Below are 21,833 nucleotides of genomic sequence, written 5' to 3'. Positions count from 1 at the left end.
ACCGCGCTCCCGTGACCCTGTGAGGACCCCGACGTGACCGTGCTGACCGCGCCGCACGACCCCGGCGCACACCGGGCCGGGCCGTGCCCGCCCCCCTTGCCGCCCCGCTACCACGACCAGTGGATCGGCGGCCGCTGGACCGCCTCCGACGCCGACGGCTGCCTCGTGGTGACCGACCCGAGCACCGAGACGCCGCTCGCCACCGTCCCGGCGGGCACCGCGCACGACGCCGACCGGGCCGTACGCGCCGCGGCCGCCGCGTTCCCCCGCTGGGCCGCCACCCCCGTACGCGAACGGGTCCGGCTGCTGCGCCGGGTCGTCGCGGAACTGGAGCGGCGCGCCGAGCGGTTCACCGAGGTGCTCACCGCCGAGGTGGGCGCGCCCGTGCGGATGGCGCGGGCGACCCAGGTGGGGCTCGCGCTCGGCATGGCGGCGCACTGCGTCGAGACGGCCGCCTCCTACGCCTTCGAGGAGCGCGTGGGCCACTCGCTGGTGGTGCGCGAGGCCGCCGGGGTCGCCGCCTGCATCACCCCGTGGAACACCCCGCTGCTGCTCACCGTGCAGAAGGTGCTGCCCGCGCTCCTGGCGGGCTGCGCCGTGGTGCACAAGCCCAGCGAACTCACCCCGCTGCACGCCCGGCTGCTCGCCGAGGCGGTCGCCGAGGCCGATCTGCCGCCCGGCGTCTTCAACACGGTCGTCGGCACCGGCCCCACGGCGGGCGCCGCGCTGGCCGGCCACCCGCTGGTCGACGTGGTGTCGCTGACCGGCTCGACCCGCGCGGGGCGCGCGGTCTCCGAGCTGGGTGCCGACGGCATCAAGCGCGTCCACCTGGAGCTGGGCGGCAAGAACGCCAGCCTCGTGCTGGCCGACGCCGACCTGGCCGCCGCCGTGCGCGCCACGGTCGACCAGGTGCTCTTCAACACCGGCCAGACGTGCCTGCAGTGGAGCCGGCTGCTGGTGCCCCGCGACCGGCAGGACGAGGCGGTCCGCATCGCGGCCGAGGCGATGGACGGCTACGTCACCGGCGACCCGCGCTCCCCGGACACCGACCTCGGCCCGCTCGTCTCCGCCGCCGCGCACGCCCGGGTGACCGCGTACCTCCGGCGCGGCACCGAGGAGGGCGCCGGCCGGCTGGTGCACGGCGGCCCCGGCCGCCCCGCCGGGCTGACCACCGGGTACTACGTCCGGCCCACGGTCTTCGCCGACGTGGACCCGCACGGCGTCCTCGGCCAGGAGGAGATCTTCGGTCCGGTGCTGTGCGTCATGCCGTACGACGACGAGGACGAGGCCGTACGGATCGTCAACGGCACCCGCTACGGGCTGCACGGCGCCGTCTGGTCGGCGGACACCGGCCGCGCCGAGCGGATCGCGCGCCGCTTCCGCACCGGCCTGGTCGACGTGAACGGCGGCCAGTTCAACCCCGCCGCGCCCTTCGGCGGCTTCAAGCAGTCCGGCCTCGGCCGCGAGTGCGGCACCGCCGGCCTCGCGTCCTTCCTGGAGACCAAGTCGATGCAGCTGCCCCAGGGGCCTGGCGGACAGGTGACGGGGCCGCGGCTGCGCGCCACCGAGCCCGCACGCGCCGCGGCGGAGGAGAGAAGCGACCGATGACCGTGACGACCGCGCCCCCGCCCCTGTTCGCCGCGCTGGACCGGTGGACCAGGGAACAGCCGGCGGCCACCGCCGTCAGCGCCGCCGACGGCACCCTGACCTACGCCGGACTCACCGCACGCACCGCCGGGATCGCCACGGCGCTGGCCGCCGCCGGCACCGGCCCCGAGACCCCCGTCGGGCTGCTGCTCGGCCGGTCCCGCGACAGCGTGCCCGCGCTGCTCGCCGTCTGGAGCCTCGGTGCCACCGCCGTACCGCTGGACCCCGCACACCCCGTCGAACGCCTCGGCCACGTGCTGCGGGACGCCGGTGCCGAGGTCCTGCTCGCCGACGGCGCACCGGCCGGACTCGCCCTCCCCGGCCTCCGCACCCTGGCCCCCGCCGACTGCGGCCCGTCCGCCTCAGCAGTGCTCGCGGTGACCGCACCGGCGCCCGAGAGCTGCGCCTACCTGATCTACACCTCCGGAACCACCGGACGCCCCAAGGGGGTCGAGGTCACCTACCGTGGCCTGGACACCTTCCTCGGCGCGCTCGCCGGACTGGGCCTGCCCGCGGGCGGCCTCGGCCTCAACGCCGTCTCGCCCGCCTTCGACGGCTGGCTGTGGTGCACGCTGCTCTACCTCGTGCACGGCCAGGGCGTCGCACTGGCCGACCTGTCACTCCCCGGGCTCCGCGCGGCCGCAGCAGCGGGCCGCGAGGCCCTCCCCGCCGGGCTGCGTACCGCCTCCCTCACCCCGTCGCTGCTGGCCGCGCACGGTGCGGGGCTCGGCGCCGCCGAGGTCGTCGTGGTCGCCGGCGAAGCCTGCCCGGCCGCGCTCGCCGAACGGTTCGCGGACGGCCGCCGGCTGCTCAACGTGTACGGACCGACCGAGGTGACCATCGCGGCGACCTGGGCCGACAGCGAGCGAGGTGATGACGTGACCGCCATCGGACGGCCGCTGCCCGGCTACCGGGCCTACGTCCTCGACGACGCGCTGCGCCCGGTGGCGGCGGGGGAGGAGGGCGAGCTGTACCTCGGCGGACCCGCCGTGGCACGCGGCTACCGCGGCCGCCCCGGACTCACCGCGGCCCGCTTCCTGCCCGACCCGTTCCAGGGCGGCGGCGCCCGGATGTACCGCACCGGCGACCTGGTGGTGCGCAGACCCAACGGCGAACTGGAGTACCGCGGGCGCCGCGACGACCAGGTGAAGGTGCGCGGCCACCGCGTCGAACTCGGCGAGGTCGAGCGGGTCGCCGCCGAGCTCCCCGAGGTCGTCGCCGCTGCCTGCTGCCCGCTGCCCGGCGGCCAGGCCCTCGGCCTCGGCGTGCTGGCCGCGCCCGGCGCCGATCCCCGCACGCTCGCGGCCCGCGTCACCGAGCACTGCCGCGGCCTGCTGCCGGAGGCGGCGGTGCCCGGCACCGTACGGGTCCTCGACCGGCTGCCCACCCTGGCCACCGGCAAGGCGGACCGCGCGGCGCTGGCCGCCGAACTCGCGGCGCCCGTACAGCCCGGGAGCGCGGCAGGCACCGCACGCGAACGCCAGGTGATGGCCGTCTGGGCCGAAGTCCTGGGCCGCGACGTGCCCGGCCCGGCGGCCGACTTCTTCGCGCTGGGCGGCCACTCGCTGGCCGCGGCCCGCGCCGTCGCCGAGCTGCGCCGGGCCACCGGGCTGCGGGTCACCCTCGGCGAACTCCTCGCCCAGCCGACCGTGGCAGCGCTCGCCGCCGCACTCGACCGGCTCGCCGCGGCACCGGAAGCGCCGGCGGCCGGCACCGCAGCGGAAGGAGCCTGACGCCATGGGCACCTGGATCTCCACCTGGCCCACCGGGCCCGAGGACCACACCCTGCCCGCACTGCTGTGCCTGCCCCCGGCCGGCGCCGGCTGCCAGCAGTTCCGCGCCTGGCAGCCCGCGCTGGAGGGCATCGCCCAGGTCTACGGCGTCCAGCTGCCGGGCCGCGAGAACCGCTGGCGCGAGCCGATGCCGGACACCTTCGACGAGGCCGTCGAGGCCGTGGCGGACGAGCTGCGCCGCACCGTCGGGCCCGGCCGGCCGCTGGTCGTCTTCGGCCACAGCTTCGGCGGACTGCTCGGCTACGAAGTGGCCCGCCGGGTCCGGCCCCGGGCCCTGGTGGTCAGCGCCTGCCGGGCGCCCGGCCACTGGCACGGCGCCGGGCGCGGCATCGTCGAGGACGACGACGAGCTCGACAAGCTCTTCGACACGGCGGGCATCGACCCCGCGTTCCTGGACGAGGACACCCGCGCCCTGATGGTGGCCATGCTCCGCAAGGACGCCCGGCTGTCGCTGAGTTACACCCATGTGCCCGGCGCCCGCCTGGATGTGCCCGTGCACGCCTGGGGCGCGGACGCCGACGAGACGGTGAGCGCCGCCGAGCTGGCCGGCTGGGCCGAGGTGACCACGGCCGGCTTCCACCGGCACACCGCGGCCGGGGGCCACCACGCCGTACTGCGCCGCCCCGAGCCCGTACTGCGCCACCTGGCCGGGCTCCTCGGCGGCACCGCCGACGGCCTGCCGCACACCGGCTGACGCACCGCCAGAAACCCCGGCTGACGCACCGTCATGGCCGCCCGCACCGCCCGTTCCACCCGCCCGAGCCCGGAGGACACCGTGCCCACCACCTACCAGGTCCTGGTCAACCACGAGGAGCAGTACGCGCTGTACCCGGCGGTGCGCGAGCTGCCGGACGGCTGGACGCCGGCCGGGTTCACCGGCACCGAGGACGAGTGCGCCGCCCACGTGGACGCGCACTGGACCGACACCCGGCCGCTGAGCCTGCGGGCCGCGCCACACCGCCCGGCGGCCCCCGCCGGAAGACCGGGCGGAGGCGCCTGACATGCGGATCGACCTGCTGGACCCGGCCCCCTTCGCACGCAACGACTTCTGGTCCGCCTTCACCTGGCTGCGGGCCAACGCACCCGTGTACCGGAACCCCGAGCCCGGCGGCGACGGCTTCTGGGTGCTCAGCAAGCACCGCGACATCACACGGGTGTACGCGGACAGCGACACCTTCAGCTCGGCGCACGGCATGCGGCTCGGCAGCGACCCGGCGGCCGTGGCCGCCGTCGCCCAGCGCATGCTCATCGTCTCCGACGTACCGCACCACACCCGGCTCAAGCGCGCGCTCTCCCAGGCGTTCGGGCCCCAGCGGATGCCCCGGCTGGAGGCCCTGGTCCGGACGGTCGTCGCCGAACTGGTCACCGAGGCGGCCGAGTCGGGCGAACTGGACTTCATCGACCTCGCCAAGCAGCTCCCCAACCGGGTGGTCTGCGCGATGATGGGCATCCCGCGCGCGGACTGGGCGTGGATCGGGGCGCTGACCACCGACGCCTTCGACTCCCCGGACGAGGCGGTGCGCAGCACCGCGCACTCCGAGATCTTCCTCTACTTCATCGAACTGCTCGCGGAGCGCCGGGCCCGCCCCGGAACCGACCTGATCAGCGACATCGCGCACGACACCCTCGTCGACGAGGGCGACGGCACCGCGCGTCCGCTCAGCGACGAAGAGATCGTCTTCAACTGCAACGGCGTCCTCTCCGGCGCCAACGAGACCACTCGCTACTCAGCGGCCGGCGCGGTGCACATGTTCGCGCAGCAGCCCGGGCAGTGGGAGCTGCTGCGCCGCCTCGGCCCCGCCGGCATCGCGCCCGCCGTCGAGGAGATCCTGCGCTGGACCACACCCGGCGTGCACGCGCTGCGCACCGCCGTCCGGGACACCGAGATCGCCGGAGTGCCCGTCGCGGCGGGCGACCGGGTGACCCTGTGGAACGTCTCGGCCAACCGCGACGAGGACGTCTTCACCGATCCGCACACCTTCCGCGTCGACCGGCACCCCAACCGGCACCTCGCCTTCGGGCACGGCCGCCACCTCTGCCTCGGCGCCCGGCTGGCCCGCTTCGAGCTCGGCGCGCTGCTCACCGAGCTGCTCGCCGTGCTCGACGGCTTCGAGCTCACCGGTCCCGCCGTCTTCAACTCGTCCAACTTCACCTGGGGCATCAAGAGCCTCCCGGTGCGGCTGCTGCGCAGCCGAGCCTTCACAGGAGCAGAAAGGGCCGCGCTGTGACCACCGCACTCCTCGACTTCAACCGTACGGACACCCCGTTCCCCGGCACCGGCTACCCGGAACTGCTCGCCGAGCAGACCGCCCGCACCCCGCACGCGCCCGCCCTCGTCCAGGGCGACCGCTCCTGGACGTACGCCGAGCTGGAGGCGGCCACCAACCGCCTGGCGCACGCGCTGATCGAACGGGGCGCGCGGCCCGGCGAGCGCGTCGGGCTGTGCTACCCGCGCTCCGCCGACTACGTGCTCGGCTCGCTCGCCATCCTCAAGACCGGCGCAGCGATCGTCGCCCTGGACCCGGTCAACCCCGACGACCGGCTCGCCGCGATGATCGGCGACGCAGCGCCGCTGCTGGTCCTCACCCCCGCCGAACTCACCGCACGGATACCGGAAGGGGTGGCGTGCGCCGAGGCCGCCACCGCGGGCCGTGGCCGCCCCGCCACACCCACCGGCGTGCCCACGGGCCCGGACACCATCAGTCACCTGATCTACACCTCCGGTTCCACCGGCACCCCCAAGGCCGTCCTGGAGCGGCACGGTGCGCTCACCAACCTGGTGCACTGGACCCGCCGCGCCTACGGGGTACGCGCCGGCGACCGCGCCTCGTGGCTGTCCACGCCCGGCTTCGCCGTGCAGATCATGGAGTGGCTGGCCTACCTCCCGGCCGGCGCCGCCATCCACATCCCCGAGGCCGGCCGGGCCCAGACCCCCGGGCAGATCCGCGACTGGCTGGTCCGCGAGCGGATCACCCACACCATGCTGGTGGCCGCGCTCGCCGAACCCGTCTGGGGCCTGGCCTGGCCGGCGGACGCGGACCTGCGGATCATGGTGACGACGGCCGAGCGGGTGCACAGCTGGCCGCCCGCCGACACCCCCTTCCGGGTGGTGATGACGTACGGCACCACCGAGACCACCAACGTGCTCACCTGCCTGGACCTGGAAGCCGGCATCGACTTCACCAGCCAGGCCACGCCGGAGGAGGTGCGCGCCGCCCGCCAGGTGCCGGTCGGCGTGCCGATCGCCAACCTCCGCGTCCACCTCCTCGACGCCGACGACCGGCCGGTGCCCGACGGCGAGGTCGGCCGGCTGCACGTCTCCGGCGCCGGCCTCGCCGCCGGGTACCACGGCAGGCCCGAGCTGACCGCGGCGGCGTTCCGCGAGAACGTGGTCGACGGCGACCCGCACCCGGTGCTGTACGACACCGGGGACCTGGCCCGCCGTCGCCCGGACGGCGCCGTGGAACTCCTCGGCCGCTCCGACTCCCAGGTGAAGATCCGCGGCTTCCGGGTCGAGCTGGGCGAGGTCGAGACCCACGTGGCGCGCCTCGACGGCATCGCCGAGGCCGTCGTCGTCACCCAGGAGCGCGGCCCCAACGACAAGCGGCTCCTCGCCTACGTCGCGCCCGAGGAGGGCGCCGAGCCCGACCCCGGTGCCGTACGCGCCGAGGTCGCCCGCACCCTGCCGTACTACATGGTGCCCGGCGCGATCGTCGTCCTCCCCGCACTGCCCCGGCTGCCCAACGGCAAGGTCGACCGCCGGCAGCTGCCCGAGCCCGCAGGCACCGACGAGGACACCGCCGCCGGGTACGAAGCGCCGCGCAACGAGGTCGAGGACTCCCTCGCCCGCCTGTGGGGCGAGATCTTCCGCAGCACCGGCATCGGCATCCACGACAACTTCTTCGAGCTGGGCGGGCATTCCCTGCTCGCCTTCCAGCTGATCGACGAGATCCGCCGGCGGTACGGCACCGAGCTGAGCCTGTCCGAACTGTCGGCCCGCCCCACCGTCGCCGAACTCGCCACCCTCCTCACCGCCGAACGCACCGGCGCCCGCGACGGCTTCGGCGGCCTCCCGGCCATCGTCCCCGACCCGGAGAACCGCTTCGCGCCCTTCCCGCTCACCGAGAGCCAGCAGGCCCTGTGGATCGGCCGCGGCGGCCTCGTCGAGCTGGGCAACGTGGGCTGCCACGGCTACTTCGAGTGGGAGAGCGAGCGGCTGGACGTCCCCCGCTTCCGGCGCGCCTGGCACCGCCTCGTGGAACGCCACGACGCGCTGCGCACCCGCATCCTGCCCGACGGCACCCAGCAGGTGTACGAGGAGATCCCCGCCTACGACATCCCGGTCACCGACCTCGGCACCCTGCCGGAGGCGGACCGCGAGGCCGAGCTGGCGGCGCTGCGCGAGCGGCTGTCGCACCAGGTGCTGGACGCCGACAGCTGGCCGCTGTTCGACGTACGGATCAGCCTGCTCGGCGGCGGCCGCGCCCGCATCCACCTCTCGCTGGACTTCCTGGTCGCCGACGCCTGGAGCTACTTCCAGGTGCTCGTCCCGGACCTGGTCACCTTCTACACCGAGCCGGACGCCGACCCCGAACCGCTGGAGCTGACCTTCCGCGACTACGTGCTCGCCGTCGGCAGCTCCCTGCGCGACAGCGAGCTGTACCGCCGCTCCGAGTGGTACTGGCGCGACCGCCTCGCCACCCTCCCGCCGGCCCCCCAACTGCCGGAACGCCCGGCTGACGCACCGGAGTTGCCCGTCCGTTTCGAGCGGCGCAGCCACGTCGTGGACGCCGGACTGTGGGCCCGCATCCAGGAGCGCGCGCACGCCCGCGAGGTGACGCCCTCCGGCGTGCTGGCCGCCGCCTACGCCGAGGTACTGGGCAGGGCCGCCGGGCAGCCCCGGTTCACCATCAACTTCCCGCTGTTCAACAGGCTGCCGCTGCACCCGCAGGTCAACGCGCTGCTCGCGGACACCACCACCACGCTGCTGCTCGCCGTCGAACAGCGCGAGCACACCTTCGCCGGGCGCGCCCGCGACCTCCAGCGGCGGCTCTGGGCCGACCTGGAGCACCGCTACTTCAGCGGCGTCCAGGTGCTGCGCGAGCTGACCAAGCTGCGCGGCTCCCTCGCGCCCGCCATGCCCGTCGTCATGACGAGCCTCGCCGGCCACCCGCCGCAGCACGAGGAGACCGAGCTGGGCGTCCCGGTCTACGGCATCTCCCAGACGCCGCAGGTCTCGCTGGACTTCCAGGTCTTCGAGAAGGCCGGCGGACTCACCTTCAACTGGGACTTCCTGCCCGCCGTCCACCCGGACGGCCTGATCGACGCCATGTTCGCCGAGTTCGTGGCCCTCCTGGAGGCGCTGGGCGAGGAGGACGCCTGGGAGCGGCACGTGCCGCCGCCCGGCGAGGCGCCCGCCGCCGAACAGGCGGAGGAGCGCGACACCGGCGACGCGTGGGAGCGCTACTGGGCCGGCATCGAGCGGACCGGGCGGGGCGGCGACGTCATCTGGGACGCCGACAGCGGCGCGGAGTTCGACTGGCTGCTCGGCCGGGCCGCACGCCACTTCGACACCCGCCTCCCGGTCATCGACCTGGGCTGCGGCAACGGCCGCTACAGCCGCGAACTGGCCCCGCACTACCCGCGCGTCGTCGGCGTGGACGTCTCCGCGAGCGCCATCGAACACGCCCGCCGCGAGGCCGCGGAACGCGGCGCCGACCTGGCGAACGTCAGCTACCTGGCGCTCGACATGACCGACGCCGGCCAGGCCGCCGAGCTGGGCGAGGGCCCGTACAACATCTTCGTACGCGGCGTCTTCCACGTCCTCGACGGCGCGGCACGGGCCCGGCTCGCCGACGTCGCGGGGCGGCTGCTCGGCCCCGGCGGGACACTGATCGTCCACGAGCCGGACTACTCCAGCAACTCCTTCGGCTACCTCGGCTTCGTCGGCGGCAAGCGCGGCCGCGCCGAGGACCTGGTCGGCCCGCTGGAGGCGGCCGGCGTCCGGCACTCGCAGCGCTTCACCCGCCCCGAACTGGCCGAGGCCTTCCCGGACACGGAGTGGGAGCTGATCGAGGACGAGGCCATCGAGCTGCACGCCATCGACCCGCAGTCGGACGCCGACGCGCTGCGGCTGCCCGGCTACTACGCGGTGCTGCGCCGCAAGCCCTGATGGCGGGCGTGGCGCTGGCCGGGCCGACCGCCGCGGTGCTCGCGGCGGCGGGCCCGGCAGGGGAGCTGCTGACCCCGGCCGAACGGGCGCGGGCCGACGCCTTCCGGTCACCCGGCGACCGGGACGACTTCGTGGCGGCCCACGCCCTGGTCCGGCTCTGCGCCGGGCGGCTGCTCGGCAGCCCGGCACACGCCCTCACCGTCGTGCAGCGCTGCGGGGAGTGCGGCCGGCCGCACGGCCGGCCCCGGCTCGCCGAGGCACCGGACCTCGGCGTGAGCCTCGCGCACACCAAGGGCTGGGTCGCCGCCGCGGCGGCCCCCGGCCCGGTCGGCATCGACGTGGAGACGGACCCGGGCGGCCCGCTCGACCGGCGCCTCGCCCAGCGGGCGTGCACGGAGCGGGAACTGGCGGCGGTGTGCCGGCAGGACCGGCCGCAGCGCGCCTTCCTCCGCCAGTGGGTCCGGAAGGAGGCCCTGGTCAAGGTCGGGGTGGCTACGCTCGACGAGCTGAGCCGCCTCGACCTTCCGGTGTACGGACAGGAACCGCCCCGCTGGGGCGCGTGGCGGCTGACGGACTGGGCCGCCGGGGCCGTCGTCGGCTGTGCGGCGGCCCAAGGGGAACTGCGGCTGACGCTGCTCGACTGAAAGAACGGGACACGTGGCACAAGGAACGACCGACCGGCTGCTCAGGGCGCAGGCACAGGCCATCGGGGGAGGACACCGGGAGCCGTCGGCCGCCGCCGTCCTGGACCGGGTCCTCGCCGTCCAGGCCCAGGACCTCACCGCGGCGGCCCTCGGCCTGCGGGTACGCGCCGAAGGACTCACCGCCGACGCGGTACAGCGGGCCACGGACACCGAACGCACCCTGGTACGCGGCTGGTTCATGCGGGGCACCCTGCAGTACGTACCGGCCGCCGACGCGCGCTGGCTGCTCGCCCTCCTCGGGCCCGTCTTCCTCGCGCTCGGCGCCCGCCGGCTGCGGGAACTGGGTCTGGACGAGGCGCTGTGCAAACGGGCGGAAAAACTCATCGCGGACGCACTGGACGGCGAGGGTCCGCTGACCCGCGGGCAGCTCACCGACCGGCTCACCACCCTCGGCGTGCCGCCGAAGGGCCAGGCCGCCTTCCATCTGATCCGCCGCGCCGCGCTGACCGGCCGGATCTGTCACGGGCCGCAGCGCGACGGCGAGGCCGCCTTCGTCCTGCTCGACGACTGGCTGCCCGCCACCGGCCCCCTCCCATTCACCGGGGAAGCGGCCGAAATCGAACTGGCCCGCCGCTACCGTGCCGCTCACGGACCCGCGACCGCAGCGGATTTCGCCCACTGGTCCGGGCTGAAGACCGGCACGTGCAAGAGGGCCTGGGCCGCTGTTCCCGACAGCCCGCAGCCCGCACTCGAAAGCGGCGACGAGCCCGATGTGCGGCTGCTGCCCGCGTACGACAACTACCTGGTCGGCTACCGCAGCCGGGAACTGTCGGTACCGGCGGAACACGAGCGCCTGGTCTGGCCCGGCGGCGGCCAGATCCGGGCCACCGTGATGGTCGACGGGCTGGCCGTGGGCACCTGGTCGCGCGACCGGCGCGGGGGAGCGGTGACCGTCGAGCCGTTCCCCGGAAACGCGCCCTGGGACCCGGCGGTGGCCGCCGGCATCGCCCGGGAGAGCGCGGACATCACGCGTTTCTATACCGCTTCTCATGCGTAGTCCACGACCGTTCTCCAGTCCGCCGGATGCATAACCGGCCGCTAACCCCCGCTGCCTAGTTTCGGTGCCGTCCGACAATTCCGTCCCCCACAGAAAAGGGCGTCTTCATGGCACTCGGTCGGCATTCCGATTTCAATCGACTCTGGTTCGGGCAGACCGTCAGCAACTTCGGCGACAAGATCTCGCTGCTGGCGCTCCCCACCCTCGCGGTCGTGGTTCTCGGGGGAGGAGCATTCGAAGTCGGCGTGCTCGGCGCGCTGCGCTTCCTCCCCTTCGTGCTGCTGGCGCCGATCGCCGGTCTCGTGGCGGACCGGGTCTCGCGCCGCACGGTCATGATCGTGGCCGACCTGGGGCGCTTCGTCGCCCTGGCCACGATCCCGCTGGCGTTCGCGCTCGACTCCGTCAGCATGACGCACGTCTACATCGTGGCCGCCGTCACCGGCTGCCTCACCACCTTCTTCGAGGTCTCCTACCAGTCCTGGCTGCCGCAGCTGATCGGCACCGAGAACCTCGTCGAGGGCAACACCAAGCTGCAGATCAGCCGGAGCGTCGCCGAGGCCGTCGGCGCCGGTGCCGGCGGCGCGCTCATCCAGCTGCTCGGCGCCGCGCGCGCCATCACCACGGACGCCTTCACCTTCCTGGTCTCGCTGGTCGCCCTGCTGGTCATCCGCCACCGTGACACCCGCGAGCGGACCGAGGAGCGGGCGGCCTCCGCCAAGGCGGAGCTGAAGGAGGGGCTGCGCACCCTCTTCGGCAACCCGGTCCTGCGCGGCCTGTTCACCGCCAACGTCGTGGTCAACCTCGGTGCCGCGATGGGTGACGCGCTGCTGGTGGTCTACGCGTACAAGACGCTGAACCTGAGCCCCGGCCAGGTCGGCGCGGCCTTCGCCGTGATGTCGGTCTTCGTCATCGTCGGCGCGGTGCTCTCCGAGGTCGTCGCCAAGAAGCTCACGCTCGGCCGCACCCTGGTCCTGACCGCCGTGGTGCTCGGCGCCGGCTACATCCTCGTGCCGACGGGCGGCGCGACCGCCGGGTTCGTCGGACTGATCGTGGTGCAGGCCGTCATCGGCTTCGTCTCCCCGATGTTCGACATCCACGTCCTGAGCCTGGTCCAAGGCGTCACGCCCAACGAGCAGATGGGCCGCGTCAGCGGGTCCGCGCTCTCCGCGGTGTACGGCGCCCTGTCGCTCGGCTACTTCGCCGGCGGCGCGCTGGGCGAGGCGGTCGGCCTCACCGCCGGCCTCGCGGTGGCCGGTGCGGTCGCCGTCCTGGGCGGCCTGACCCTGCTGGCCGGGCCCGTCGCCCGCATCAAGGAGATGCCCGGCGGCGGCGAGGCCGACGGCGAGGGCACCGCCACGGAGGCCACCCCCACGGGCGGCCACGAGGACGGCGCCAAGATCACCGCCTGACCGCCCGTCGCGCGACGCTCGCGGGGGAGTGGGTGCCGGCCGGCGCCCGCTCACCCCGTACGCGAGGTCCCCGCCGGGGACACCCGCACCCGCCCGCGCGGGCCCCGCCGCACGCATCCCCGTGCCCCGCCCCACCGCCATCCCCTCGCACCGTCCCGCTCCCGAACACGCACGGAGGCTCAAGGTGAGCGAGTCCCTCGCCGAACGCATAGCCGCACTGCCGAAGGCCCGCAGGGCACTGTTCCAGGCCCTCGCCGGCCGCAACGGGAGCGGTGCCGCCGCGCGGGAGGACACCGAACCGGCCCGCCGCGACCCCGCCGAGCCGCCGGTGCTCTCCTTCGCCCAGCGCCGGCTGTGGTTCATCGACCAGCTCCAGCCCGGCTCTCCCGCCTACAACGTGCCGGTCGCCACCCGCATTCGCGGCCCCCTCGACGTCGCCGCGCTGCACGGCGCGCTCCAGGAGATCGTCGACCGGCACGAAGTGCTGCGCACCGTCTACGCCGACCGGCCGGGTGCCGAGGAGGCGGAGCCCCGGGTGCTGGCCGGCTTCCGGCTGCCGCTGCCCGTCACCGACCTGCCCGACGAGGCGGCCGTCGGAGCGTTCTACGCCTCGGACGCCGCGGCCCCCTTCGACCTCGCGGGCGCAGCGCCGCTGCGCGCCTCGCTCGGCCGGCTCGCGCCCGACGACCACGTCCTGGTGCTGAACCTGCACCACATCGTCACCGACGGCTGGTCGATGCGGCTGCTCGCGACCGAACTGGAGCGCGGTTACGCGGCCCGGGCCGGCGCCATCACCGCGCCGCTGCCGGAACTCTCCCTTCAGTACGCCGACTTCGCCGCCTGGCAGCGCCGCCGCATCAGTGGCGACCGGCTGGACCGGCTCACCTCCTTCTGGCGCACGGAGCTGGCCGGCGCGACACCGGTGGACCTGCCCACCGACCGCCCCCGGCCGCCCGTCTTCGGCTACGCCGGAGCCTCCCGCTACCTCGACCTGCCGCCGGAACTCATCGACAGACTGCGGGAGTTCGGCAAGGCCGAGGGTGCCACGCTCTACATGACGATGCTGGCCGGCTTCGCCGCGACCCTGCGCCGCTGGACCGGCCAGGACGACATCGTCGTCGGCACCTCCGTCTCCGGGCGCGACCACCCCGCCTTCAGTGAACTGATCGGCTTCTTCGTCAACACCCTGCCGCTGCGCATCAGGACCGGCGGCGACCCGGGCTTCGCCGAGCTGGTCCGCGCCACCCGACGCACCACGCTCCAGGCCTACGCCCACCAGGAGCTGCCGTTCGACCTCATCGTCGACACAGTGGGGCTGCCCCGCGACCCCAGCCGGCCGCCGCTGACCTCGGTGATGTTCCTCCTGGACGAGACCCCGGACACCGCGCCGGGGCTCACCGGGCTCACCACCGAGCCCATCGACTTCGCCTCGCGCGCCACCAAGTACGACCTCATGATCAGCGTCCACGACACCGGCACGGCGGTGCGGGCGCTGGTGGAGTACCCCACCGACCTCTTCGACGCGGCGACCGTCGACCGGCTGCTCGGCCACTTCCTCACCACCCTCCAAGGGGCCGTCGCCCGCCCGGCGGCACCGCTGTCCGAACTGCCGCTGCTCACCGGGGCGGAGCGCCGCGCCGCCCTGCACGACTGGAACGCCACCCGCGCCCCCTTCCCGCAGGACGCCTGCCTGCACCACCTCTTCGAGCAGCACGCCGACCGGCGGCCCGACGCGCCGGCCGTCCTCTGCGGCGGCCTCGGCGGCTGGGCGGTCACCTACCGGGAGATCGAGGAGCGCGCCAACCGGCTCGCGCACCGGCTCATCGAGGCGGGAGCGGGGCCCGGCCGCACGGTCGCGCTCTGCCTGCGCCGCGGCCCGGGGCTGGTCACCGCGATCCTCGCCGTGCTCAAGGCGGGCGGCGCCTACGTCCCACTGGACCCCGACTACCCGGCCGAGCGGCTGGCCCTGCTGCTGCGCGACGCCGCACCGCCCATCGTCGTCACCGACGCCGAACTGACCGGCCGGCTCCCGGCCGGTCCGCACACCACCACGGTCCTGCTCGACGCCGACCGCGCCGCGCTCGCCGAGTACCCCGCCACCCGGCCCGCCGCGCCCGTCACCTCCCGCGACCTGGCGTACGTCATCTTCACCTCGGGCTCCACGGGCACCCCCAAGGGCATCGCGCTCGAACACCGGGGCGTGGTCAACAACCTGCTGGACCTCAACAGGTCGTACGGCATCGGGCCCGGCGACGCGGTGCTCGCGCTGTCCTCGCCGAGCTTCGACATGAGCGTCTACGAGACGCTGGGCATGCTCGCGGCCGGCGGCACCCTCGTCCTGCCCGACCCGGCCGCGGCGAAGGACCCCGCACACTGGGCCGACCTCCTCGTACGCCACGGCGTCACCGTGTGGAACTCCGCACCCGCGCTGCTCGGCCTCCTCGTCGACCAGCTCGAACACGCGCAGGGGCCCGCGCTGCCGAAGCTGCGCACCGCCTTCCTCGGCGGCGACTGGATACCCGTCGCGCAGCCGGACCGGATCCGCGCCTTCGCGCCGGAGCTGACGTTCGTCGCGCTGGGCGGCGCCACCGAGGCGTCCATCCACTCGGTCGAGTACCGGGTCGGCCGCGTCGACCCCGGCTGGACCAAGCTGCCGTACGGCCGGCCCATGGCCAACCAGCTGGCCTTCGTCCTCGACCCGCACGACCGGATCGTCCCGGCCGGCGTCCCCGGCGAGCTGCACCTCGGCGGCGTCGGCCTGGCCCGCGGCTACCTGAACAGGCCGGAGCTGACCGACGAGAAGTTCGTCCACGTCGAACTGGAGCCCGGCCGTACGGAGCGGCTGTACCGCACCGGCGACCTGGCCCGCTACGGCGCCGACGGCACCATCGAACTCCTCGGCCGCACCGACTTCCGGATCAAGCTCAACGGGCTGCGCATCGAGCCCGGCGAGGTCGAGAGCGCCCTGCGCGAGCAGCCCGGCGTCCGCGAGGCCGTGGTCGTCGCCCGGCGGACGGCCGACGCGGCGCGGCTCGTCGGCCACCTCGTCCCGCACGACGGCGCCGAGCTGGACCTGCCCGCACTGCGGACCGCGCTGGCCGCCGTTCTGCCGCCGCACTGCGTGCCCGCCGAGCTGGTGGTACGGGACCGGCTGCCGCTCAGCCCCAACGGCAAGGTGGACCGCACCGCACTGACGGCCGCAGCGCCGCAGCCCGGCCCCGCCGCGCCTGCACGGCCGGTCACGGAGGCCGCTGACGGCCATCGCCCCGCGACGACGGCGCCGCCCGCCGGGCCGGCGCAGCGGATCGCCGCCGTCTGGGCGGAGGTGCTCGGTGTCCCGGGCGTCGGCCCCGACGACGACTTCTTCGCCCTCGGCGGGGACTCGTTCGCGGCCGTGCGCGCGGTACGGGCCGTCGCCGCCGCGCTTCCGCAGGACGGTGCCGCCGGCCTGCGCGTCGTGGACCTCTTCAGCAATCCCACCCCGGCCGGGCTCGCCGCCCGCGCCGCCGAACTCGCGGGCACCGCCGGGGACGGCCCGGTACCGCAGCGGCTGCTGCACCGGCTCACGCCCGAGCGCCCCGCCGGCACCACCACGCTCACCCTGGTCTGCTTCCCGCACGGTGGCGGCGACGCCATTGCCTACCAGCCGCTCGCCGCCCACCTGCCCCCGCACATCGAACTGCTCGCGGTCTCCCCGCCCGGCCACGACCCGCTGCGGCCCGGACCGATGCTGCCGGTGGCGGAGTTCGCCGAACTGGCCGCCGCCGAGATCGCCCGGACCGTCGGCGGACCGTACGCGGTGTACGGCCACTGCGCCGGCGTGGTCACCGCGCTGGAGACCACCCGCGTCCTGGAGCGGCGGGGCGAGCGGCCCGTCGCCCTCCACCTCGCGGCAGCGCTGCCCGAGGAGGACCCGCAGTACGCGCTGGAGATGGAACGCGTCTCCAGCGACGACGACCTCGTCTCCTACCTGACCGCCATGGACGGCTTCGACGGCGTGCTCGACGACCGCGACCTCGGCGCCGTACTCCGGATGGTCCGGCACGACATGACCGAGGCCGCCCGCTTCTTCGCGCGTACCCCGGACGGCTTCGACCCGCCGCTGGCCACCCCGCTCACCTGCGTCATCGGTGACGCCGACGACGCCACCGAGGGATTCGAGCAGGGGCATCGCGCCTGGGGCCGGTACGCCGCCGACCTGCGGCTCGCCGTACTCCCCGGCGGCCGCCACTACTTCGCCAAACACCTGCCGGACCGGCTCGCCGCACTACTCGCCGACCTGCACAGCAACGGAGGAACCCATGTCTGATCTCGCCGAACGGCTCGGCCGGCTCCCCCAGGGCCAGCGCTCCCGCCTCCTCGGCCGGATGCGCAACCAGATGACCGCCGGCGTCGGCCGCCGCATCGAGCTCACGCGCGCCGACCACGGGCCGCGCTCCCGCACCTCCTTCCAGCAGGAGCAGATGTGGTTCGTCGACCGGCTCGGCGCCGGCAAGGCACGCAACAACATCGCCCTCGCGGTGCGGCTGGCCGGACAGCTGGACCGGGCCGCGCTGCACGAGGCGCTGAACGCCGTGGTCGCCGGGCACCAGGTGCTGCACAGCAGACTCGTCGAGGTCACGGGGTGCCCTGGCAGGAGCCCGTACCCGGCTTCGTCCTCGGCGTCCTCACCACCGACCTCTCCGGCAGCGACGACCCCGACCGGGAGCTGCGCGAGCTGACCGAGAGCTGCGCCGCCGCCCCCTTCGACCTGGCCGCGGCCCCGCCCGTACGGGCCCACCTGGTGCGGCTGGCCGACGACCGGCACGTCCTGCTGTGGGTCGTCCACCACGTGGTCTGGGACCCGGGCTCCACCCGGATCTTCACCGAGGAGCTGACGGCGCGTTACGCCGAGGCGGCCGCCGGCCGCCGTCCCCAATGCCCCGAACTCGCCGTTGAATACGCCGACTTCGCTGCCTGGCAGCGCGCCAAGCTGGAGAACGAGGAACACGGCAGGGCGCTGGCCGACAAGTGGCGGCAGCTGCTGGCCGGTTCGCAGGCCACCGAGGTCATGCCCGACCACCCGCGCAGCCCCGAGACCCGCGCCGACGGGCGCGGCCTGAAGATCAACCTGCCGCAGGAGCTGCTCGACCGGCTGACCGAGGTCGCCGAGAGCAGCAGCACCACCGTCTTCACCACCCTGCTCGCCGCCTTCAACGCCACCCTGCGGCACTGGACCCGCAGCGAGGACATCGTCGTCGGCACCGCCAGCGCCTCCCGGCCGCACCCCGACCTGGAACGCGTCATCGGCTGCTTCGTGCAGATGATCACGCTGCGCACCGAGGTCACCGACGGGCTCACCTTCCGCGAGCTGGTCGGCCGCACCGCGAGCACCGTCATGGACGCCTTCACCCTCAGCGAGCTGCCCTTCGAGCAGGTCGTGGAGGCCGTCCGGCCGGTACGCGACCCGCTGCGGCACCCGCTCTTCCAGATCGAGTTCACCTCGCTCGGCCGCTGGGGCACCCACCGCGCCGAGGCCGCCGGGGTGGAGTTCGCGATGGACCAGCTGCACGACGGCGCCGCCAAGTTCGACATGAGCTTCCTGGTCGGCGAGAACGACGGCCTGGAGCTGTCGCTGGAGTACAACACCTCCCTCTACCGGCACGGCACCGCCGCTGCCCTCCTCGCCGGCTTCCAGCGCATCCTGGAACAGGTCGCCCACGACCCCGACGTACCGGTCGGCGAGCTGTCCCTGGTCGAGGAGCCCGCCGCCTCCCGGCACGCCAGGGAACTCTCCCGCGGCGGCCCGGTCGACGAGGCCGCCTGGACCACCACCCTGGACCGCGCGTTCCGCGAGCGGGCCACCATCGCCCCGGACGCGGTCGCCGTCCGGCACGGCAGCACCCGGCTCGACTACGCCGCGCTCGACCGCTGGTCGGAGGCGATCGCCCACCGGCTGCGCGACCGGGGCGTACGGCACGGCGACCCGGTGGCGATCCGCGTCGGCCGCGGCCCGGCGGCCGTCGCCGGACTCCTCGGCATCCTCAAGGCCGGCGCCCACTACGTCCCCGTGGACCCCGCCGCGCCCGCCGAGCGGACCAGGACCGTCCTCACCGACGCCGGGGTGCGGCACGCCCTCGTCGACGACGACACCGAACTGCCCGTACCGCTGGAGCGGGTCCAGGCGGGCTCGGCCGCACCGGTCCGCGAGGTGCCCTCGCTCGCCCCGACGGCCACCCCCGGCGACCTGGCGTACGTGCTCTACACCTCCGGCAGCAGCGGCACGCCCAAGGGCGTGATGATCGAGCACCGCTCCGTCACCCACTTCGCCCGCACCATCGCCACGGCGTACGAGATGGGCGCCGGCGACCGCGTCCTGCAGTTCGCGCCGCTCACCTTCGACGTCTCCGTCTTCGAGGTGTTCGCCACCCTGCTGGCCGGCGGCGAACTCGTCGTCGCCACCGACGAGGAGCGCCGCGACCCGGCCCTGCTGGAGGCCCGGATGCGCGCCGACGCGGTGACCGTCGCCGAGCTGCCGCCGGCCCTGCTGCCGCTGCTGGACCAGGCCCGGCTGCCGGACCTGCGGCTGGTGTCGGTCGGCGGTGAGGCGTTCCCCGGCCGGCTCGTCGCCGAATGGACGCAGGGGGAACGGCGCTTCGTCAACGGCTACGGCCCCACCGAGGCCACCGTCGCGGTCACCCTGATGGACTGCACCGGCAGCTACGACCGCAACCCGCCCATCGGCCGCCCGATGCCCGGCCACCAGGCGTTCGTCCTGGACGCGCTGCTGCGCCCGGTGCCGCCCGGCGTGCCCGGCGAACTCTGCGTGGCAGGGCCCGGCGTGGCCCGCGGCTACCTCGGCCGGCCCGAGCTGACCGCCGAGCGGTTCGTCGACAACCCCTTCGCCGACGGCCCCGAGACCGCACGCCTCTACCGCACCGGCGACCTGGTGCGCTGGCTGCCCGGCGGCAACCTGGACTTCCTCGGCCGCACCGACCGCCAGCTCAAGCTGCGCGGCCACCGCATCGAGCCGGGCGAGGTGGAGGCCGTCCTCACCGGCCACCCCTCCGTGCAGCAGGCGGTCGCCGTCGGCCGGCCCGCCGCCGGCGGCGAACGGATGCTCGTCGCCTACGTCACGGTCGAGCAGGTCGGCGCGTACGCCTCCGAGGTCGCCGACGCCGAGGGCCTGCGCGCGTACGCAGCGGCCCGGCTGCCCGGCTACATGGTGCCGGTCGTCGTGGTCCTGCCCGAACTGCCGCTCACCCCGCACGGCAAGGTCGACACCGCCGCGCTCCCGCTCCCCGCCGACCAGGCGGCCCAGGGCGGCACTCCGCCCCGCGACGCCATCGAGGAGCAGATCTGCCGGGACATCCTCACCCCGATGCTGGAGTGGTCGGAGCCGGACGTGGAGGGCGACTTCTTCGCACTGGGCGGCAGCTCCCTCCAGGCCACCATCGTGGTGTCGCGGGTGCGCGCCGTGTTCGGCATCGACATCGCGCTCGCCGACTTCTTCGGCCGGCCCACCGTCGCGGGCCTCGCCGACCTGGTGCGCGCCGCGAAGGCCGAGGAGGCCGGCGAACAGGACCGGCTGCTCGCGGTCTTCGAGCAGATCGAGAACCTGAGCGACGAGGAGGCCGCCGCGCTCCTCGGCTCCCTGCAGACGCCGGACGGCCAGTGATGACCGGACCGGCCGGCTCCGCGCCGCCCGGAGACGCGGGCGTCGAGGCGGCGCTCGCTGCCCTGCCCGAGTCCCGCCGCGAACTCGCCCGGCTGCTGCTCGCCGCCCGCCGCCCCGTGCCCGCCCGGCCGGCCCCGCGCTCCGGCGCGGGGCCGGTCCCGGCCACCGCGCTGCAGACCCGGCTGTGGCACCGGGAACGCGGCGCGGCCGAGCGGGGAGCGGACGGCACACCGGACGCACCGGGCACCGGTGCGCACGCCGTACGCCTCACCGGCCACCTGGACGAGGACCGGCTGCGGGACGCGCTCACCGGCGTACTGCGCCGCCACGAAGCACTGCGCACCCGGCTGGCCGCGACCGGCACCGGGGCCGTGGAGCTGCACGTGGCACAGGAGCCGGACCTGCGCCTCACCCGCGCCGACCTCTCCGGGTACGGTGAGGAGGCCCGCACCGCACACGTCCGGCGGGAGATCGCCGAAGGCGCCGCCGCGGGCCTCGACCTGGAGTCCGGACGCACCACCCGCTTCCGGCTGCTGCGGCTCGGGCCCGGCGACCACGTGCTGCTCCTCGCCTCCCACCTGGCCGTCTTCGACGGCTGGTCCTCCGGGGTGTTCCTCACCGACCTCGCGGCCGGGTACCGCGACGGCACCGGCGGCCTCACCCCGCCGCCGCTCCAGCTCACCGACTACGCCGACTGGCAGAGCCGCTGGCTGGCCGGGCCGGAGGGCAGCGCCGAACTCGCGGACCGGCGCGCCGCGTTCGCCGACCTCCCGGCGGCGCCGCGCGCGCCCGGCGGGTTCGCACGGGGGCACTTCCCGGTCCGGCTCGGCCGGCCGGTCGTCGAGGCCGGGCTCGCACTCGGCGCCGCCGAGGGAGCCACCCCGTTCATGACGCTGCTCACCGCGCTCGCCGTGGTCCTCGCCCGGTACGAAGGGCGCGACGAAGCGGTGATCGGCACTCCGGCGGCCGGCCGCTTCGCCACCGAACTGGAAGGCGCGGTGGGCCAGTTCACCACCGTCGTACCGATCCGCATCGACCTGTCCGGCGGCCCGTCCTTCCCCGCGCTGCTGCACCGCACCCGCGCCGCCGTCGCCGAGGCGCTCGGCCACCAACGGCTGCCGGTCGACGCGCTGTTCGGCACCGGGACGCCTCCCCCGTACCGGGTCCTGTTCGCCCTCCACAACTACCCGGCCGTCCCGTTCGGCCTGCCCGGGATCGAGGTGCGCCAGCTGCCCGGACCGCCGGCGCGCCACCTGGAGCTCTACAGCCCGGACCCCGCCGCCGCGCTCGCCTGCATCGGCCTGACCGAGCGGGACGGCGAGATCGGCGGCACAGCCGAGTACAACCGGCGGGCCGCCGCGCCCGAGGACGTACGCGGACTGCTCACCGGAATCGAAGCGGTGCTGGACCGGGCGGTCGCCGAGCCCGCCGCCCCCGTCCGCACCCGGCACTAG

13 protein-coding genes are annotated in these 21,833 nt (G+C 75.0%); all 13 read left to right on the top strand.

Annotation, left to right across the window (positions count from 1 at the left end; all coding sequences use genetic code 11):
• Positions 1-96: 96 nt before the first annotated feature.
• The 13 genes from C3486_RS25680 to C3486_RS25625 all read left to right on the top strand — a co-directional run bounded on the left by C3486_RS25680 (position 97) and on the right by C3486_RS25625 (position 21,833).
• Entirely contained in the window at positions 97-1,608 is a 1,512-nt protein-coding gene (locus C3486_RS25680) for an aldehyde dehydrogenase family protein (RefSeq protein WP_103835147.1), read from the top strand.
• Positions 1,605-3,380, top strand: a complete 1,776-nt coding sequence (locus tag C3486_RS25675) for a non-ribosomal peptide synthetase (RefSeq protein ID WP_103835138.1) — start codon at positions 1,605-1,607, stop codon at positions 3,378-3,380. Before C3486_RS25680 ends, C3486_RS25675 begins: the two co-directional genes overlap by 4 nt.
• Positions 3,381-3,384: 4 nt before the next feature.
• A complete protein-coding gene (locus C3486_RS25670) occupies positions 3,385-4,134 on the top strand; it encodes a thioesterase II family protein (RefSeq protein WP_103835137.1) in 750 nt (249 codons plus the stop codon).
• Between the two features lie 33 nt (positions 4,135-4,167).
• Positions 4,168-4,440: an MbtH family protein gene (locus C3486_RS25665; protein WP_103835136.1), complete on the top strand. Its 273-nt coding sequence runs from the start codon at positions 4,168-4,170 to the stop codon at positions 4,438-4,440.
• Position 4,441: 1 nt separating this feature from the next.
• Positions 4,442-5,668 (top strand): cytochrome P450, encoded by a 1,227-nt coding sequence (locus C3486_RS25660; protein ID WP_103835135.1) that lies wholly within the window; start codon positions 4,442-4,444, stop codon positions 5,666-5,668.
• Positions 5,665-9,612 (top strand): non-ribosomal peptide synthetase, encoded by a 3,948-nt coding sequence (locus C3486_RS25655; protein ID WP_181138691.1) that lies wholly within the window; start codon positions 5,665-5,667, stop codon positions 9,610-9,612. Before C3486_RS25660 ends, C3486_RS25655 begins: the two co-directional genes overlap by 4 nt.
• Positions 9,612-10,256, top strand: a complete 645-nt coding sequence (locus C3486_RS25650; RefSeq protein ID WP_103835133.1) for a 4'-phosphopantetheinyl transferase superfamily protein — start codon at positions 9,612-9,614, stop codon at positions 10,254-10,256. Before C3486_RS25655 ends, C3486_RS25650 begins: the two co-directional genes overlap by 1 nt.
• A gap of 13 nt (positions 10,257-10,269) precedes the next feature.
• Positions 10,270-11,313 (top strand): winged helix DNA-binding domain-containing protein, encoded by a 1,044-nt coding sequence (locus C3486_RS25645; RefSeq protein WP_103835132.1) that lies wholly within the window; start codon positions 10,270-10,272, stop codon positions 11,311-11,313.
• Between the two features lie 107 nt (positions 11,314-11,420).
• A complete protein-coding gene (locus tag C3486_RS25640) occupies positions 11,421-12,722 on the top strand; it encodes an MFS transporter (RefSeq protein WP_103835131.1) in 1,302 nt (433 codons plus the stop codon).
• A gap of 184 nt (positions 12,723-12,906) precedes the next feature.
• Positions 12,907-17,031, top strand: a complete 4,125-nt coding sequence (locus C3486_RS25635; RefSeq protein ID WP_103835130.1) for a non-ribosomal peptide synthetase — start codon at positions 12,907-12,909, stop codon at positions 17,029-17,031.
• Entirely contained in the window at positions 17,024-17,443 is a 420-nt protein-coding gene (locus tag C3486_RS36810; RefSeq protein ID WP_107501225.1) for a hypothetical protein, read from the top strand. The genes C3486_RS25635 and C3486_RS36810 overlap by 8 nt, the downstream gene beginning before the upstream one ends.
• A complete protein-coding gene (locus C3486_RS25630) occupies positions 17,347-20,379 on the top strand; it encodes a non-ribosomal peptide synthetase (protein WP_107501224.1) in 3,033 nt (1,010 codons plus the stop codon). Before C3486_RS36810 ends, C3486_RS25630 begins: the two co-directional genes overlap by 97 nt.
• A complete protein-coding gene (locus tag C3486_RS25625; protein WP_103835128.1) occupies positions 20,379-21,833 on the top strand; it encodes a condensation domain-containing protein in 1,455 nt (484 codons plus the stop codon). Before C3486_RS25630 ends, C3486_RS25625 begins: the two co-directional genes overlap by 1 nt.

Source organism: Streptomyces sp. Ru73 (assembly GCF_002920575.1).
Taxonomy (GTDB): domain Bacteria; phylum Actinomycetota; class Actinomycetes; order Streptomycetales; family Streptomycetaceae; genus Streptomyces.
This window is presented reverse-complemented; position numbering and strand designations above follow the sequence as displayed.

What these genes read in the sequence shown, in the direction of transcription:
- C3486_RS25675 (WP_103835138.1), top strand. Translation starts at nt 1,605, where the DNA reads ATGACCGTGACGACCGCGCCCCCGCCCCTGTTCGCCGCGCTGGACCGG.
- C3486_RS25670 (WP_103835137.1), top strand. Translation starts at nt 3,385, where the DNA reads ATGGGCACCTGGATCTCCACCTGGCCCACCGGGCCCGAGGACCACACC.
- C3486_RS25665 (WP_103835136.1), top strand. Translation starts at nt 4,168, where the DNA reads ATGGCCGCCCGCACCGCCCGTTCCACCCGCCCGAGCCCGGAGGACACC.
- C3486_RS25660 (WP_103835135.1), top strand. Translation starts at nt 4,442, where the DNA reads ATGCGGATCGACCTGCTGGACCCGGCCCCCTTCGCACGCAACGACTTC.
- C3486_RS25650 (WP_103835133.1), top strand. Translation starts at nt 9,612, where the DNA reads ATGGCGGGCGTGGCGCTGGCCGGGCCGACCGCCGCGGTGCTCGCGGCG.
- C3486_RS25640 (WP_103835131.1), top strand. Translation starts at nt 11,421, where the DNA reads ATGGCACTCGGTCGGCATTCCGATTTCAATCGACTCTGGTTCGGGCAG.
- C3486_RS36810 (WP_107501225.1), top strand. Translation starts at nt 17,024, where the DNA reads ATGTCTGATCTCGCCGAACGGCTCGGCCGGCTCCCCCAGGGCCAGCGC.
- C3486_RS25625 (WP_103835128.1), top strand. Translation starts at nt 20,379, where the DNA reads ATGACCGGACCGGCCGGCTCCGCGCCGCCCGGAGACGCGGGCGTCGAG.